Annotated in this window: 15 protein-coding genes and 1 pseudogene; 4 read left to right on the top strand and 12 right to left on the bottom strand. The window is 71.7% G+C overall.

All coding sequences use genetic code 11. The annotated features are described in order from the left end of the window. Both JNL41_RS12055 and JNL41_RS12050 read left to right on the top strand, forming a co-directional pair. A pseudogene (locus tag JNL41_RS12055) lies at positions 1 to 240 on the top strand (DUF1800 domain-containing protein); the annotation flags it as partial. A gap of 8 nt (positions 241 to 248) precedes the next feature. Further along, positions 249 to 1,784: a DUF1501 domain-containing protein gene (locus tag JNL41_RS12050; protein WP_293475247.1), complete on the top strand. Its 1,536-nt coding sequence runs from the start codon at positions 249 to 251 to the stop codon at positions 1,782 to 1,784. A 7-nt stretch (positions 1,785 to 1,791) separates the two neighbouring features. Here JNL41_RS12050 and JNL41_RS12045 read toward each other — a convergent pair whose 3' ends face one another. From JNL41_RS12045 to JNL41_RS12000, 10 genes are all read right to left on the bottom strand, one after another. Beyond that, positions 1,792 to 2,151, bottom strand: coding sequence for a PilZ domain-containing protein (locus JNL41_RS12045; protein ID WP_293475245.1), 360 nt, complete (start codon positions 2,149 to 2,151; stop codon positions 1,792 to 1,794). Between the two features lie 64 nt (positions 2,152 to 2,215). Then, on the bottom strand, positions 2,216 to 3,196 hold the full coding sequence (gene virB11 / locus JNL41_RS12040; protein ID WP_293475243.1) for a P-type DNA transfer ATPase VirB11: 981 nt from the start codon (positions 3,194 to 3,196) through the stop codon (positions 2,216 to 2,218). Between the two features lie 8 nt (positions 3,197 to 3,204). Next, on the bottom strand, positions 3,205 to 4,296 hold the full coding sequence (virB10, locus tag JNL41_RS12035) for a type IV secretion system protein VirB10 (RefSeq protein ID WP_293475241.1): 1,092 nt from the start codon (positions 4,294 to 4,296) through the stop codon (positions 3,205 to 3,207). Next, positions 4,293 to 5,051, bottom strand: a complete 759-nt coding sequence (locus JNL41_RS12030) for a TrbG/VirB9 family P-type conjugative transfer protein (RefSeq protein WP_293475239.1) — start codon at positions 5,049 to 5,051, stop codon at positions 4,293 to 4,295. The genes virB10 and JNL41_RS12030 overlap by 4 nt, the downstream gene beginning before the upstream one ends. Further along, positions 5,048 to 6,223: a type IV secretion system protein gene (locus JNL41_RS12025; protein ID WP_293475237.1), complete on the bottom strand. Its 1,176-nt coding sequence runs from the start codon at positions 6,221 to 6,223 to the stop codon at positions 5,048 to 5,050. The genes JNL41_RS12030 and JNL41_RS12025 overlap by 4 nt, the downstream gene beginning before the upstream one ends. Positions 6,224 to 6,283: 60 nt before the next feature. After that, complete coding sequence (locus JNL41_RS12020) at positions 6,284 to 8,674, bottom strand: VirB4 family type IV secretion system protein (RefSeq protein WP_293475235.1); 2,391 nt, start codon at positions 8,672 to 8,674, stop codon at positions 6,284 to 6,286. Further along, positions 8,671 to 8,955, bottom strand: a complete 285-nt coding sequence (locus JNL41_RS12015) for a type IV secretion system protein VirB3 (protein ID WP_293475233.1) — start codon at positions 8,953 to 8,955, stop codon at positions 8,671 to 8,673. Before JNL41_RS12015 ends, JNL41_RS12020 begins: the two co-directional genes overlap by 4 nt. A gap of 4 nt (positions 8,956 to 8,959) precedes the next feature. Continuing rightward, positions 8,960 to 9,262 carry a TrbC/VirB2 family protein gene (locus tag JNL41_RS12010; RefSeq protein ID WP_293475231.1) on the bottom strand — a complete coding sequence of 101 codons (303 nt, stop codon included), beginning with the start codon at positions 9,260 to 9,262 and terminating at the stop codon, positions 8,960 to 8,962. A gap of 5 nt (positions 9,263 to 9,267) precedes the next feature. Next, positions 9,268 to 9,843, bottom strand: coding sequence for a lytic transglycosylase domain-containing protein (locus JNL41_RS12005; protein ID WP_293475229.1), 576 nt, complete (start codon positions 9,841 to 9,843; stop codon positions 9,268 to 9,270). Between the two features lie 148 nt (positions 9,844 to 9,991). Then, complete coding sequence (locus tag JNL41_RS12000) at positions 9,992 to 11,065, bottom strand: alpha/beta hydrolase (protein WP_293475227.1); 1,074 nt, start codon at positions 11,063 to 11,065, stop codon at positions 9,992 to 9,994. A gap of 201 nt (positions 11,066 to 11,266) precedes the next feature. On the opposite strand from JNL41_RS12000, the gene JNL41_RS11995 reads away from it, so the two are divergent. After that, positions 11,267 to 11,524, top strand: coding sequence for an XrtV sorting system accessory protein (locus JNL41_RS11995; protein WP_293475225.1), 258 nt, complete (start codon positions 11,267 to 11,269; stop codon positions 11,522 to 11,524). Positions 11,525 to 11,555: 31 nt separating this feature from the next. After that, positions 11,556 to 12,494: a hypothetical protein gene (locus JNL41_RS11990; RefSeq protein WP_293475223.1), complete on the top strand. Its 939-nt coding sequence runs from the start codon at positions 11,556 to 11,558 to the stop codon at positions 12,492 to 12,494. On the opposite strand, the gene JNL41_RS11985 is transcribed toward JNL41_RS11990, so the two are convergent. Both JNL41_RS11985 and JNL41_RS11980 read right to left on the bottom strand, forming a co-directional pair. Then, a complete protein-coding gene (locus JNL41_RS11985) occupies positions 12,491 to 13,084 on the bottom strand; it encodes an acyloxyacyl hydrolase (RefSeq protein ID WP_293475221.1) in 594 nt (197 codons plus the stop codon). The genes JNL41_RS11990 and JNL41_RS11985 overlap by 4 nt on opposite strands. Positions 13,085 to 13,125: 41 nt before the next feature. Then, complete coding sequence (locus JNL41_RS11980) at positions 13,126 to 14,601, bottom strand: exopolysaccharide biosynthesis polyprenyl glycosylphosphotransferase (protein WP_293475219.1); 1,476 nt, start codon at positions 14,599 to 14,601, stop codon at positions 13,126 to 13,128. Positions 14,602 to 14,647 lie beyond the last annotated feature (46 nt).

The following is a 14,647-nucleotide window of genomic DNA, read 5'->3' as shown; positions in this document are numbered from 1 at the left end:
TCGGCGTATGCCGCCGAGATCGCGGTGGCGAGCGACGCCAACGCCCTGGTCGACCGGATGGACCTCCTGCTGCTGAACGGCCGAATGTCGCCGGGCCTGCGCGGCCGCATCGCCGGCGCGGTGGGGGCGATCAACGTGTCGGCGACCGCCGGGACGGCCCAGACCACGGCGCTCACCAACCGCGCGAAGCTCGCGATCTTCATGACGATGGCCTCGGCCGAGTACCTGGTGCAGCGATGAGCGGGACGATGGATCGCCGCCACCTGCTGCGCCTCGGCGGGGCGATGGGCCTGCTGGGCGCCGGCGCGCCGTTCGCGCTGCAACTCGCCGCCGCGGGCTCGGCGGCGGGGCAGTCGGCGCCCGACTACAGGGCGCTGGTCTGCGTCTTCCTGTTCGGCGGCAACGACGCGCACAACATGGTGCTGGCGACCGACCAGGATAGCTGGACCCGCTACTTCAACACCCGCAACACCGGGACCGACCCGATCGCCCTGATGTCGGCCGGGACCCCGCCGACGCCCGTGGGCCAGACGAGCCCCGTCACCGGGCGGGTCTCCGACCTGCTGTCGCCGGAGGCGTGGGGCGGCGTTCTGCCGATCACGCCACGCACGGCCCAGCGCATCCCGGAGGGCACCAACGCCGCGCAGCGCACCTTCGCCCTGCACCCGTTCATGGCCCCGGTGCAGAGCCTCTTCAACTCGGGCCGCCTGGCGGTGCTGGCCAACGTGGGCACGCTGATCCAGCCGACCAGCAAGGCGCAGTACCAGGCTCGCTCGGTAACGCTGCCTTCGAGCCTGTTCTCGCACAACGACCAGCAGTCGACGTGGCAGGCGCTGTCGCAGGAGGGGGCGCGGACCGGATGGGGCGGCCGCTTCGCCGACCTGATGGCCTCGATGAACGGCACCAGCACGCTCTTCACCGCCGTTTCGGCCGCCGGCAACGCCGTCTTCCTGTCGGGGCAGTCGGTGGTGCAGTACCAGCTCTCGACCGGCGCCCAGCCCGCGGTGGTGATCTCGAGCCAGCAGGGCTCGACCCTGTTCGGCTCGTCGCAGGGGCCCGCCGCGGTGCGCAGCCTGATCACCGACACCAGCGCCGCCAACAACTTCGCCGCCGACTACGCGACGACGGTCGGCCGCTCGATCGGCGCGGCCTCGACGGTGAACGCCGCCTTCACCCAGCAGATCGTCACCGGGGTCCCGACGGCGCCGGCGTACACGAACCAACTTCTGCAGCGGGTCGAGACCAACAGCCTCGCGCTGCAGCTTCAGACGGTGGCGCGGATGATCGCGGCCAGCCAGATCCTCGGCGTGCGCCGGCAGGTGTTCTTCGTCAGCCTCGGCGGCTGGGACACCCACGACCAGCAGAACGCGGTGCAGCCCAACCTGCTGGCGAAGGTGGCGCATGCGCTGAGCTACTTCGACGGCGCGCTGTCGAACATCGGCGGCGTCGACCGGCGCAGCCAGGTGACGACCTTCACCGCCTCGGACTTCGGGCGCAGCTTCACCACCAACAGCGACGGGACGGACCACGCCTGGGGCGCGCACCACCTGATCATGGGCGGCGCGGTGAACGGCGGCGACATCTACGGCCAGTACCCGACGCTCGGCGCCGACGTGAACGGCTTCAACAATCCGGACAATGTGGGCGGCGCGCTGATCCCGACGACGTCGGTGGACCAGTACGGCGCCACGCTCGGCCGCTGGTTCGGCGTCTCGGACGCGGATATCGACGTGATCTTCCCGCGGGTGCGCAACTTCAACACCCGTTACCTCAACTTCGTCTGAGGCGGAGCTAGAGCCCCAGGCTGGGCTTCAGGGCCAGCCACTGTTCCCTGGCGGCCTTCAGGTGCGCCGGAACCTCGGCCTGCAGGTCGTGGCGATGCTCGAAGGCCATCCCGGCCAGGTCGGCGCGGCGCCACTTCAGCACCACCTCGAACGCCGTGCCGGCTTCGAAGTGCAGCAGCACGAAGCGCGGGGGGATCTTGTGAAAGTGCGAGAGCTCGATCTTCGCGCCCGCCGCGGAGATATCCTTGATCACGCAGTCGGCCCACATGGCGAGCCCCTGGCCGTGCAGGACGCGCGCACGGATGCTGACCGACTCACGGGGTTCGGTGCGGCGCTCGTTCCAGTTCACGGCAGGACGGGTCGTCATGGCCGCCACAATGGCCGATCATGCTTAAGAGATTTCCCTCATTCCGCGGAAAAACTGCGGCGGATCAACGCGGTCGGTAGTGGACCTCGGTCACGCGCCGGGCGCCGTCCACGCGCTCGATCTGCACGACCACGTCGATGACGCGGGCGACGTAGGTCTGCACCTTGTCCCAGCCGAGATCGACCCCCGAGGTGAGCGCCAGAAGGGCGATCTGGTCGAGGGCGCCTCCGGGGCTGTCGGCATGGACGGTGGTGAGCGAGCCGGGGTGGCCGCTGTTCACCGCGCGCAGGAAGGCGAAGGCCTCCTTGCCGCGCAACTCGCCCAGCAGGATGCGGTCGGGGCGCAGACGCAGGGCCGCCGCCAGCAACTGGTCGGCATCGACGCGGGCCTCGCCCAGTTCGCCACGCACGGCGACGAGGCCGACGCTGTTCGGGTGGTCCAGGCGCACCTCCGGCGCGTCCTCGATGACGACGAGGCGCTCGGCGCGGTCGATCTCCTTGACGAGGGCGTTCAGCAGGGTGGTCTTGCCCGTGCCGGTGCCGCCCGAGACGACGATGGTCTTGCGCCTCCGCACGGCCAGCTTGAGGAAGGCCGCGTGGTCGCCGGCGGCCAGCAGGGCCTCCAGTTCGGCGTCGCCGGCGGCCTCCTTCGCAGGGTCGGAGCGGGTGGCGCCTTCGAAGAGGCCGTCGCGGGCCAGGTCGGTGACCGACAGGTCCGAGATAAGGTGCTTGCGCACCGCCAGGATCAGCCCCCCGCGGGTGGCGGGCGGCGAGACCACCTGCACGCGGGCGCCGTCCGGCAGGGTCGCCGAGAGCAGCGGCTGCTCGCGGTTGACGCCCTGGTGGCTGGCGGCGGCGATCTGGCGGGCGAGGCGCTGGAGCGCCGTCTCGTCGAGCTGATCGGCAGGCTCGCGGGTCATGCCGCCGCCCGCGGTCTCGACCCACACCTCTCCGGCGCGGTTGACCAGGAGGTCGGTCACGTCGGGGCGCGACAACCACGGCGACAGCGGCGCGAGGTAGGCCGACAGATAGACGTTGCCGCTCATCCTGGGCCTCAGCGGATGACGGCCGAGAAGTCCAGGTCGCGGGCCACGAACACCTGCACCGGCACGCCCTGCGCCACCTTGATGGTGTCGGGGATGTCGATCTGCTTCTGCAATGCGATGGACGCCACCTGGTTGGCCTGGGCCGGCGAGGCGATGACGAAGGTGGTGCTGCTCCCGCTCGTCGCGCTGTTCGCCAGCGCCTGCGAGCCGGCCGAGACCACGGAAAGCAGGATCGAGGCGCCGAAGCGGCGGAAGAAGTGGGTGTCGACCTCGCCGTCCAGCCCGCCGCGGCCGAGGCGGTCGGTGGCGGGCGACCCCACGTCGATGGTGACGCCCGTCGGGCTGATGATCCGGCTCCAGACCACGAAGGCGCGGGTCTGGCCGACGGCCGCGGCCGACTTGTACTGGCCGACCAGGCGCGACCCGCGCGGGATCAGCACGCGGCTCCCGTCGAAGCTGCGCACGTCGCGGCTGACGACGCCGCGGACCGAGCCGGGCAGGTCGGAGTTGATCGCGGTCTCCAGCACCGCGGCGATGACCGTGCCCTGCGGGATCGTGCGGCCGAGGTCGCGCATCTGGCTGGCGCGAGCGACGTCGCCCGAGCTGCCGATGACGCGGGCCGCGAAGCGCTCGTCCGACGTCTCGCGGCCGTCGTTCGCCGGCGGACCGGCGGGGGCCGCGCCGGCGGACGCCGTGGCCTGGGCCAGTTGGATCGGGGCGACCTCGGGCGAGGCGCTGAAGTCCACGACCATGGCCGGGGCGCGCCAGTGGGCGTCGTTCGGGTTGGGCGCGGCCGGCAGCGGCTGCGGGACGATCGACGTCGGCGCGGGCTGCGGCTGGGGGACGGGCGGCGGCGGCGGCGCGACCGCCGCGGGCGCCACCACGGGACGCTCGGTGGTCGTGGGCTGGGTCTGGGCGTGCGCCTCGCGGCCCGAACTCAGGCCGTTGAAGACCATGAATCCCAGGACGGCCGCGCCGCCCAGGCCGGCCCACAGGGTCACCGGGGAGTTGGGCGCGCGGACGCGCGGCGCGCGGGCCTCGCCGCGGGCGAAGACAGGGCTGATGTCCTGACGGGTCGTTGGGGGGATCTTGCCGCTCATCGCCGCCACCACGGGTCCTTCTTGCGCTGCCGCAGCAGGCTGGCTTCCTCGACCCGGAAGCCGTCGTTGTAGATCCGGGTCACCTCGGCGCCCCGGCGCAGCACGAAGCCGCGGGCCACGCGGTCGACCACGATGTAGCCGTCGCGCTGGCGGGTGTTGACCACCGCCTCGCCGCCATCGGGATCCACGGCGAAGATCGCCGGCAGGTCCTCCTGGCCGCGGAAGGTGAAGTAGGTGTCGCGCCCGTCGTCGAAGACCTTCACCGGCAGCGTCTTGGACGAGCCGTCGTAGGAGTAGGCGTTGTTCGCCTCCACGGGCGGCGGTGGCGGCGGCGGGGCCTCGATCAGGGCGACGGCGGGCGGCGCGTAGAGGAACCGCACGGTGAAGGGCAGGGCGCGCGACGGCTGCTTCTGGACGCTGAGCTGGAAGTTGTAGCGCCGGGCGTTGGTGATCACCGTCATGTTCGTCGCGGGCCGCGCCGCCATCGGCTTCAGGAACAGGAGATTCGCGCGCCGGTTCGGCGTCACCTGCCATCCGAGGGAGTCGCCGATCGCGACGTTCTCGATCTTCTCCAGCGGGTCGAATTCCAGCGCCAGTTGGAAGCCGAGCGCGGTGCGCAGCTCGACCACCTCGGCAGGGTCGTACTCCACGACGTGGATCCGCGGGTCGCCGGGGCCGGGCCGCGGCGTGACGGCCAGCGCCGGGGTGGCGGCCAGGACGAGGGTGAAGGCGATAGCGGTGGTGGTGCGCATCATCGGGCGGCTCCCGCGGGCCGGGCGGAAACGGAGGGGCGGCGGTAGCTCTCGCCGAGCCGGGGGGCGGCCTCGCCCACGCTGACCGAGACGCTGCTGCTGCGGCCGGGCGAGGCGGCGGCGGCTGCGGCCGTCGAGATCGTGCGCGAGCGGGCCGTCGCCTGGGCCTGGTCGCGCTGGAGGTCGAGCGCCAGGCGCTCGGCGCGCGAGGGCAGGATGTCGCCGGCCGCGATGGGGCCGCCCGCCGCGGCGGTCCGCCCGGCCGCTCCGGCCTCGCCGCGGGCCCCGGCGCCTTCCGGCAGCTTGAAGCCGAGCGCCATGACGATGGCCCCGATCACGAGCGCCGCCTGGCCGGCCGCGAAGACGAAGATCAGCGCGGCGGTCGAGATCGCCGTCTGCGGCTCGAGCTGGAAGGCCAGGCGCTGGGCGGTCAGGGCGTCGAGCCAGGGCTCGATCACCGTCAGCATCAGCACGAGCAGGAGCCACCCCACCATCGGCGTCAGCGCCGCGGCGATCAGGGCGCGCAGCCAGCCCACGAAGACGCCGCGCGTCGCCGGGATCAGTAGCAGGGCCACGAAGATCGGCCCGACGGCCGTCAGGATGCCGATGGCCAGCGTCGAGGCCGAGATGACGCCGACGCTGGAGAAGAAGAGCGCTCCGCTGGCCAGCGACACGGCTTCGGCGGCGGCGGCCTGCGGGCTCGCGTAGGCCTTGGCGTCGACGCCGGCCTGCTTGCCGAACGCGGCCGAGGTGAGGGTGAGTTCATGGTAGGCCGTTTCCAGCCCGGTGATCGGGTCCGACGCCAGTGTCGAGCGGCTCTCCTGCGTCCACGGCGACGACGCGATCGAGGCGATCTCCAGCGGCGCGCGGCTGGCCATGTCGAAGACGAGCGTCTGGAACGTCGCCCAGCTCGTCACGAGGGTCAGGATGACCCCGATCCGCAGTGCGATGCCCGGCGCGTCGGCCAGGCGCACGTCGCCCTGCGCGAACAGCATCCGCCAGCCGATGTAGGCGACGTAGATCGTGAACAGCGCCGTCAACGCGGCCTGGAACACGCCCGACCCCTGGGTCAGCGCCAGATAGCCGCCCTGGGCGTAGGCCTTGGTCTGGCAGTCGATAGTCGCCAGGACGCCCCGGATCACCCCATCGTCGACGACGGATGCGCAGGCGGCCATCCTACGCCGCCCCTTCCGGAGCTTCGAAGCCCAGCCCTGCGAAGCCTTGGCGAAGCCGGGTCATGCGGCGCTCCGGCCTTCCATGAACGACGCCAGCCAGTCGGCCGGGGCGTCGCCCACCTGGGCTCTCAGGGCGTCGAGCCGGCGCACGGTGCGCTCGGTCCCGGCCAGCACGGCGAGTTCGCCCGAGAGGCCGGTGAGGTCGAGGCGCGCCACGACCGAGTGGTCGCCGCGCTTGATGAGAAAGCAGCGCGAGGTGTCGGGCAGGGTCTTCACCAGCTCGTACTCGTGCTCGGAAAGCCCGAAGCCGTCGACATAGTCGCTGGCCTTGGCCCGGGCGTTCGGGAAGAAGATCTGCGTCGCCGCCTGCTCGATGATCGCCGAGGCGATGCGGCTGTCCAGGGCGTCCGACGCGCTCTGGGTGCAGAATCCCACCAGGCCGTTGCGCTTGCGGATGGTCTTTTCCCAATCCTTGATGCGACGCACGAACACGGGGTCGTCCAGGACCTTCCAGCCCTCGTCGACGACGAACATGGCGGGGCTGCCGTCCAGCCGCTGCTCCAGCCGGTGGAACAGGTACATCATCGCCGGGATGCGCACGGTGGGCGCGTCCAGCACCTTGGTCATGTCGAAGCCGAGGACGCGGGTCTCGATGTCCAGCAGGTCGTCGGCATTGTCGAACAGCCAGGCGTGGTCGCCGCCTTCGCACCACGCCGAGAGCCGCGCCGCAAGGTCGCCCGCCTGGGGCCGCCGCGCGCCGCGGAACAGCTCGCGCAGGTAGCGCAGGCGGCGGTGTTGCGGCGGCTGGTGGAAGTTGGCGTCGACCGCGTCGGCGATCATGGCGCGGTCGTCGGAGTCCAGCGTCACGTCGCCCTCGGCGGTCAGTAACTGGGCGACCCATTCGGTCAGGAAGGCGCGGTTGCCGGGCGTGTCGGGTAGCGCCAGCGGGTTGAAGCCCGTCGGCTCGCCGGGGCTCAAAACGTCGTAGCGGCCGCCGATGGCGCGGATGAAGGGCTCGGCGCCGCGGTCCTTGTCGAAGTAGGCGATGCGCGGCTTCAGCCGCTCGGCCTGGGCCAGCAGGAAGGTGAGCAGCACCGTCTTGCCCGAACCCGACGGCCCGATGCAGGTGAAGTTGCCCAGGTCGCCCTGGTGGAAGTTGAAGTGGTAGGGGCCGAAGGCGGTCGTCTCCAGCACCGCGATCGCCGGGCCCCAGTGGTTGCCCACGGCCTGGCCGGCCGGGTGGTTGTGGAAGCTGGCGAGGCCCGCGAAGTTGCCGGCGGAAATGAGGCCTTTCCGCGCGATGTATTTGAAGTTGCCTGGGAACTGGGCCCAGTAGGCCGGCTCGAGGTTGACGTCTTCGCGCACCGCCACCGCGCCCGCCTCGGCCAGCGCCGACTGCACGTCGGCGACGGCGTAGTCGAGGTCGTCCAGGCTGTCGGCCTTTGTCAGGATGGTCAGGTGGTGCTCGCCGTAGGCGGCGCGGCCGGCGCCCACGTCGTCGCGCGCCTGGGCCAGCTCGGCGCGCAGGCTGTAGGCGTCGTCCTCGGCGGCCTTGAGACGGCGCAGCGCCAGGCCCATGCGGTCGAGCGCGGCCTGGCGGTCGACGAAGGCGAAGCTCTCGGTCAGCACCAGCTCGACCGGCAGGCGCAGCACGCCGTCCAGCAGGCCGGGCGCAGTGCGGGCGGGATAGTCCTTCACCGACACCATCGCGCCGAAGGCCGGCTGGCCGGATGCGCCGGCCCCGAACTCCATGGCGTCGAGGCCGAAGCTGAGGCGGCGGCTGGCGATGGCGTCGGAGAAGTCGCCCGAGGGCGCCAGCACCGGCCGCACGTCGCCGTTCAGGAGCAGGCTCAGGAACTCGGCGGGCTCGGAGCGCCGCGCGCCGCCGGCGGCGTCATAGAGGCCGAGCGTGCGCGCGCCGTAGGGTGCGAGCGCGGCGGCGAAGGCTTCGCGGGTGGCGTGCAACTCGCGCAGGTCGCGGGCGACCTCGGCGTCGCCGATGCGCGGGCCCTTCATCAGCCGCTCGATGAAGCCGGCGCGGCCCTGGGTCGGGCGAAGGACCAGGGTGAGGAAGATGTCGTTCACGTAGAGGCGCCGGCTCGCCAGTTGCTCGCGCCAGCGCATGTCGAGGGTGGCGCAGAACGGTTCCTCGGGCGGCGGCGGGAAGGCCGGGTTCACGCGCCGGCGGACCACCGTGTGCCAGATGCCGAGCCGCGAGCTCGCGGCGCCGCGCAGCACCGTTTCGCGGATCGCCTTGCGGTAGTTCAGTTCCTCGTCGGGCGCCGTTTCGAACGGGAAGCCGGCCAGATGCAGCGTCTGGACCAGCAGTCCGTCGCGCGTCCTCAGCGTCACGTCGTCGGCGTGGCCCTCGTAGGGCAGCCGCTCGCCGACGCCCACCTCGCGTGGGGCCAGCACCCTGGCGGCGGCGGTGGTGAGGAAGGTCCCGCTCATGGCCGGTACGAGTTTCCGCCCCAGAAGCTGAAGTTCCGGATCCGGGGGCAGGTGCGCAGCCGCGTCATCCACAGGTCGAAGAAGCGCGGTTCCCGCAGCGATCCCACGTAGCCGATCGCGTGGACGACGAGGGCGATGCCGAGCGACCACCACGAGCGGGTGATGAGGAACACCTCCAGCGTCACGATCAGGTTCAGGACCATGTACGGATAGGTGACGCCGCCGATCATCTGGGGCCGCGTCAGCGCCGCGAAGACCGGATCGGAGGCGAGCCGGCTCACCGGGTCAGCCCCCGGCCATCGTGCGGATGCCGGCCACGATGGTGACGGCGCCGAAGATGATGAAGGCGCCCACGATCACGGTCAGGCCGCGCTTCCACTCGATCCGGCCGGTCAGCATCAGGAAGCCGACGGCGGCCACGGCGATCACCGCGGCGCTGGTGGCGACGTTGCCCAGCAGCGTGTTCTGCACCCAGTTGAGCGCGCCGAGGATCGGCGACGACCCGGCGGGGTCGGCGGCCTGCGCCTGCGCGTGCGCCGGGGCTGCTGTCAGGGCGGCGAGGCCGGCCAGTGAAATCGGTCTTCTCATGGCTCTCACTCGGGACGGGCGACGGCCAGGCGCGCGAGGATCGCGCGCACGTAGGCCTGGGTTTCGGCATAAGGCGGGACGCCGCCGTAGCGCGCGACGGCCTCGGGGCCGGCGTTGTACGCGGCCAGCGCCAGGCGCACGTCGCCGAAACGCCGCAGTTGCTGGGCCAGGTAGGCCGCGCCGCCGTCGATGTTCCCGCGAAGGTCGGAAGGGTTCACCCCGAGGTCGCTGGCGGTCCTGGGCAACAGTTGCATGACCCCCATCGCGCCCTTGGGCGACACCGCGCTGTTGTTGAACCGGGACTCCTGCCAGGCCACCGCCCGCATCAGAGGTACGGGTACGGCATGGCGGGCGGATGACTCCTGGATCGCCAGCATGACCTCTTCCGGCGCGCTGGCGGCCGGCGCCGGCGGCGCGATGGCGGCGGCGCCCTGGTCGGTGTGGACCATGGGGCCGGCGTAGGTGGTCACCGCGCCGTCGTCGCCGATGGAGATCACCTGCGCCGAGGCGGCGGCGGCGCAGGCGAGCCAAAGCCCTGCCGCCGCTGCGAGAACCGACCCGGAAGCAAACCTGCGCGCCATCAAACGCCCCACCCGTTGGCCTGAAGACTAGCCCATCGGGCCGGCGCCCGGCCAGACCAGTTGTCGCGTCCGCCGGCGCCGCTCGTGGGGCAGGCGTGCGACAGGCTTGTTACAGAAAGTCCGGGCGGCCGCGGTTTTTTCGCGGCCGTCACGGCGTCGGCGGCGTGGCCTCGGCCGCCGGGTCGGGTTCGAGGGTCGTCGTCTCGCTGGGCGGCAGCGGTTCGGGCCGGCTGTCGGCGCGCGCCGCCTTCACCATCGCCGAGACCGCCTCGATCACCACCTCCGGCCGGTCGATCATCACCAGGTGCGACGAGTACACCGTTCGCTGGAAGCCGGGACCGAAGCTCAGGGCCAGGCGCAGATGCTGCAACTCGGCCAGGGACTGCGGCTTGATGAGACCCACCTGCTGCGCCGACGCGGCCGTGTCGGAGGCGGTGATCACATAGGCCGGCACATCGCCCAGGAGTCCGCCCAGGCGAGCGACCTGTTCCGATGTCCGCCCGAAGATCGCGTCCAGTTCGGACAGTTGATCGCGCCAGGTCTCCGGGTCGCGCGCGGCCTTGCGGACGTGATCGTCGGCCCAGCCCGGGACGCAGCCTTCCCAGGCGGGATCCTGCGGCGCCGGCTGCGGGCGGGCCTCCGCGGCCGCGAGACACCGCTGGACACGCCGGCGGATCCCCGTGAGCCCGTCGCGGCCGGGGGGCGCAAGCGCCTCGACGGTCGGGTCGAGCAGCACCAGACCGCGCACCTCGCCGGGGCGCCGCGCCGCGAACAGCCGCGCGTAGAGGCCGCCCGCCGAATGGCCGACCAGCACGTAGGGGCCTTCCTCCTTTGCGGCCTCCAGGGCTCGGTCGAGGTCGCGGGCGATGGCGGCGCCGTCGCGGGGCAGGGGGCCCGGGTCGCTGAAGCCGTAGCCGGCGCGGTCGTAGGCGCAGACGCGGGTGGTGCGCGCCAGCGCGGGCTGCACCTTGGTCCAGGCGCGCGAGTAGGCGGAGAACCCGGACTCCAGGATCACCGTGGGTGAGCCGCGCCCGACGCAACGCAGGTTGATGCGGCGGCCGTCCTCGAGGGGGACCAGGGTTCCAGGCGTCGCGTCCTCGGCCTGGGCGGGGCCGAAGGTCCCGCCGCAGCCGGCCACCGTGGCGGCGGCGAGCAGGATCGCGAGGGCGATGCGGGGGCCGGGCCGCGCGCCGCGGGCGGCTGTCGGCGGATCGGACGACACGGTGTATCCTCGAGACTCAAACGGCGCGGTCCAGAATCGTGTGCCATGATGCGCCGGGCCGCAAGCTCGCCCGGGCGGCACGCGGCTTGCACGCCGGGCGAGGATGACGCCCGGATTGACCGTTCCGGTCGATGGGCGATGATTGGGTCATCCGGAGGCGCGCACGCCGCGTACTCTCGGTGGTATTGAGGGAGCGGACTGGTGGAGACCGTCTACGATTGGATCACCGTGGCGATCTTCGGCGCCCTGGTCGTGCTGTTCCTGCACCGCTCGGTGCAGCCCGGTGAGCCGCAGGACACGATCCTCCACTACCTGCCGCCGTCGGTCGGCTGCGCGGTCGCCAACTGGTTCGGCAACGAGGGCCAGGGGCTCATCTCGTTCCTGATCGTGCTGGTGGTGCTGGTCTACGTGGTGCTGGTCCTGAAGCCGTTCGGGTTCACCCCCTGGAAACGGCGCTAGGCGTCGCCGGCGCCACGATACGGGCAGGACGATGACCGATCGACCGGCGGCCGATGCGCCGCTGCTGATCCATGTGGGCTACCACAAGACCGGCACCACCTGGCTGCAGCGGGTGCTGTTCCAGCCGGCCTACGGCTGGAACCCGATCATGAGCCACGAGGAGGTGTTCGACCTCATCGTGCGGCCGCTGGGCCTGACCTTCGATCCGCAGCCGGTGCGCGACCTGATCGCCCGACGCAGGGGCCAGGGCGCGCCGGGCAGCGCCGACGTCATCTCGTCGGAGATCCTGGTCGGCAACCCGATGTACGGCGGCCGCGAAGGCGACGACTACGCGCGGCGGCTGAAGGCGATCGCGCCGAACGCCAGGATCCTGATCACCATCCGCGAGCAGATGCGCTCGCTGACCTCGATCTACATGCAGTACCTGTCGCGCGGCGGGTCGATGAAGCCCGACCGGTTCTTCGCCGACGAACCAGTGATCGGCTACTACGCCTTCGGGCCCGAGCACCTGGACTATCACCGCCTCGTGGGCCTCTACGCTGAACTGTTCGGGCTCGAGAACGTGCATGTGGCGACGCAGGAGCGGCTGGCGAAGGACCCGCTGGGGCTCATCCGCGACCTGGCGTCGTTCGCGGACGTCACGGCGACGGGCGACCTGGACGGGATTTCGACCGATCCGGTGACTCCCAGTCAGCAGGAGTTCGCGACGCCGCTGATCCGCTTCATCAACCACTTTCGGGTCGGCCCCACCGGCCTCGACCCGATGTTCGACCTCGGTGGGCTGTCGCGGCTGGCCTACCAGGGCGTGGGCCGGCTTGGCCGGCAGGCGCCGCTGAAGGCGCTGTTCGGCAAGGCGCAGCCGGTCAGCAAGGTGGTCGCGCGGCGCTTCGCCGGCCGGTATCGTGAGAGCAACCGGGCGCTGAAGGCGCTGATGGGCGACCGGGTGGACCTGTCGCGTTACGAGAGCTAGCGGTCCAGGCCGTAGCGGTAGACCATCCGCAGTCCCACGTCGGCGACGCCCGGGTTGTAGCGGCCCGCCAGGCGTCCGTGGCTGAGGTGAATCCACGACGCCTCTACCGAGAGGCGGCTGGTGGCCTTGTAGCCGATCGACAGCTCGGGCTCGAACAGCACGCGTGAGTTCAGGTCGAGCTTGGTCTCGAAGTCGGAGAGGCGCTTCAGGCGCTCGGCCGGGGTGATGCCCGGCTCGTTGGGCGAGGGGTAGTCGATCCTGCTGTCGTGGACCGCCACGCCGATGCCCGGCTGGACGTAGAGCCGCTCCGAGATCGGGAAGCGCCACGAAAGTCCCGCGGCGATGTAGTCGGTCCCGCCCGCGGTGTTGACGCCGGCCAGCAGGTGGACGCGTGCGCGGCCGATGAACCTGAGTTCGTCCAGCGCGGTGGTGCGGGCGCCGAGGACGATCTGGGCGCCTTCCTCGAAGTGGCCGTAGCTGATGCCGTCGTCGACGTCGTGCGCGTAGACGCCCAGGAAGGCCTCGCCGGCCGCGGCGGGGCCGGCCGCCAGCGTGGCCGCGAGGGCGGCGAGGGGGATGAGGCGCGCCATGCCCGCCTCCTTAGCGGGGAAGCCGGGCCGTGTCTTCGGCCTCAGCGCACCGCGCCCGAGTCGCCCAGCAGGCAGGGCGCCGTGCGCAGGATGATCGCCATGTCGAGCCAGATCGAGCGACGCTCGACGTACTCGAGGTCGAGCGCCACGCGGCGGCGGACGTCTTCGGCGGTGTCGACCGGCCCGCGGCTGCCGTTGACGGCGGCCCAGCCCGTGAGCCCCGGCTTGATCCGGTGACGGTGGGCGTAGGTCTCGACCAGCTTGGACGCCTCGGCGCCGCCGCTCAGCATGCCGATGGCGTGTGGGCGCGGCCCCACGATCGACATCTCGCCAGTGATGATGTTCAGGATCTGCGGCAGCTCGTCGAGGCTGGTCTTGCGGATGAACCTGCCGACGCGGGTGATGCGGTCGTCGTCGGCGGTGACCTGGCGGGCCGCCCTGTGATCGGTCGCCTCGGTCCGCATCGAGCGGAACTTCCAGACCAGGAACTCCTCGTTCATGTAGCCGTGGCGGCGCTGGCGGAAGAAGACCGGGCCGGGGCTGTCGAGCTTGATCGCCAGAGCCACGGTCGCCATCAGCGGCAGAAGGGCGATCAGGCCCAGGACCGACAGCGTCAGGTCCATGATCCGCTTGGCGACGTGGTAGCCGGACTTCTCGGCCGCGCCGGACACGTAGGCGAGGTCGAAGTCGGCGATGCGGCCGACGGCCTGGGCCTCGGTCTCGTCGTCGGCGTCGTCGAGCAGCAGCGAGATCGGGTTCGGGATCGGCGCGAGGCGCTCCAGCAACTGTGCGATGCGGCCGCTGGCCTTTGGCGGCACGGTGATCACGATCCGGTCCACGAAGGGCAGGATGCGGTGGTCGATCAGGTCGGTGGTCTTGCCCAGCACCGGGACGCCGGCGACTTCGGGGCCGACGCGGTCGCGGCGGTCATCGAAGACGCCCAGGATGTTGATGTCGCGGGTCTTCATCGCGCGGCGGATCAGCCGCTGCGCCGCCGAGGTGCCGCCCACGATGATGACGTTGGGCGTGATGTGGCCCTTGGTGCGAAGCGACCTCACGATCCCGCCCCAGGCCAGGTGCGCGCCGAAGAGCGCCGTCGCGGCGGCCGCGACCCAGACGGCGCAGCCGATGACCGGGAAACTCGGGTCGAGGATGGCGTAGACCGTGCCCGCGCCGCCGCCGGCGGCCGCCGCGGCCAGGAGCAGGCGGCCGAAGCGCCGGCGCGACCGCTCGCGGCCGTTCATCGAGTAGGCCCCGGTGGCGACGAGCAGGAAGACCGCCAGCACCGGCGCGCCCAGCCACATGATCTCGGGCAGACCCATCAGCCGCGTCGCGACGAGCGAGGCCAGCGCCAGACCCAGCGCGTCGCCGGCCTGGAACAGGCGCGCGAGGCCGGGGCCGGAGATGCGCGAGCGTACGCTGTGCAACTGCGCCGGCCGCAGCGGGCCACGGCGCATCCTCGGCTCGGCGACTTCGGTGTCCGGTACGGCGCGGAAGGCGCCCGTGTCGTCCGCCATTCTTGCTTCCCCAACGGTGTCGGGGCGGACCCTAGCGGCCTGGGCT

This window comes from Phenylobacterium sp., assembly GCF_016793285.1.
Classification (GTDB): Bacteria; Pseudomonadota; Alphaproteobacteria; order Caulobacterales; family Caulobacteraceae; genus Phenylobacterium.
Note: the sequence above shows the minus strand (reverse complement) of the source record. Positions and strands in the feature narration are given on the sequence as shown.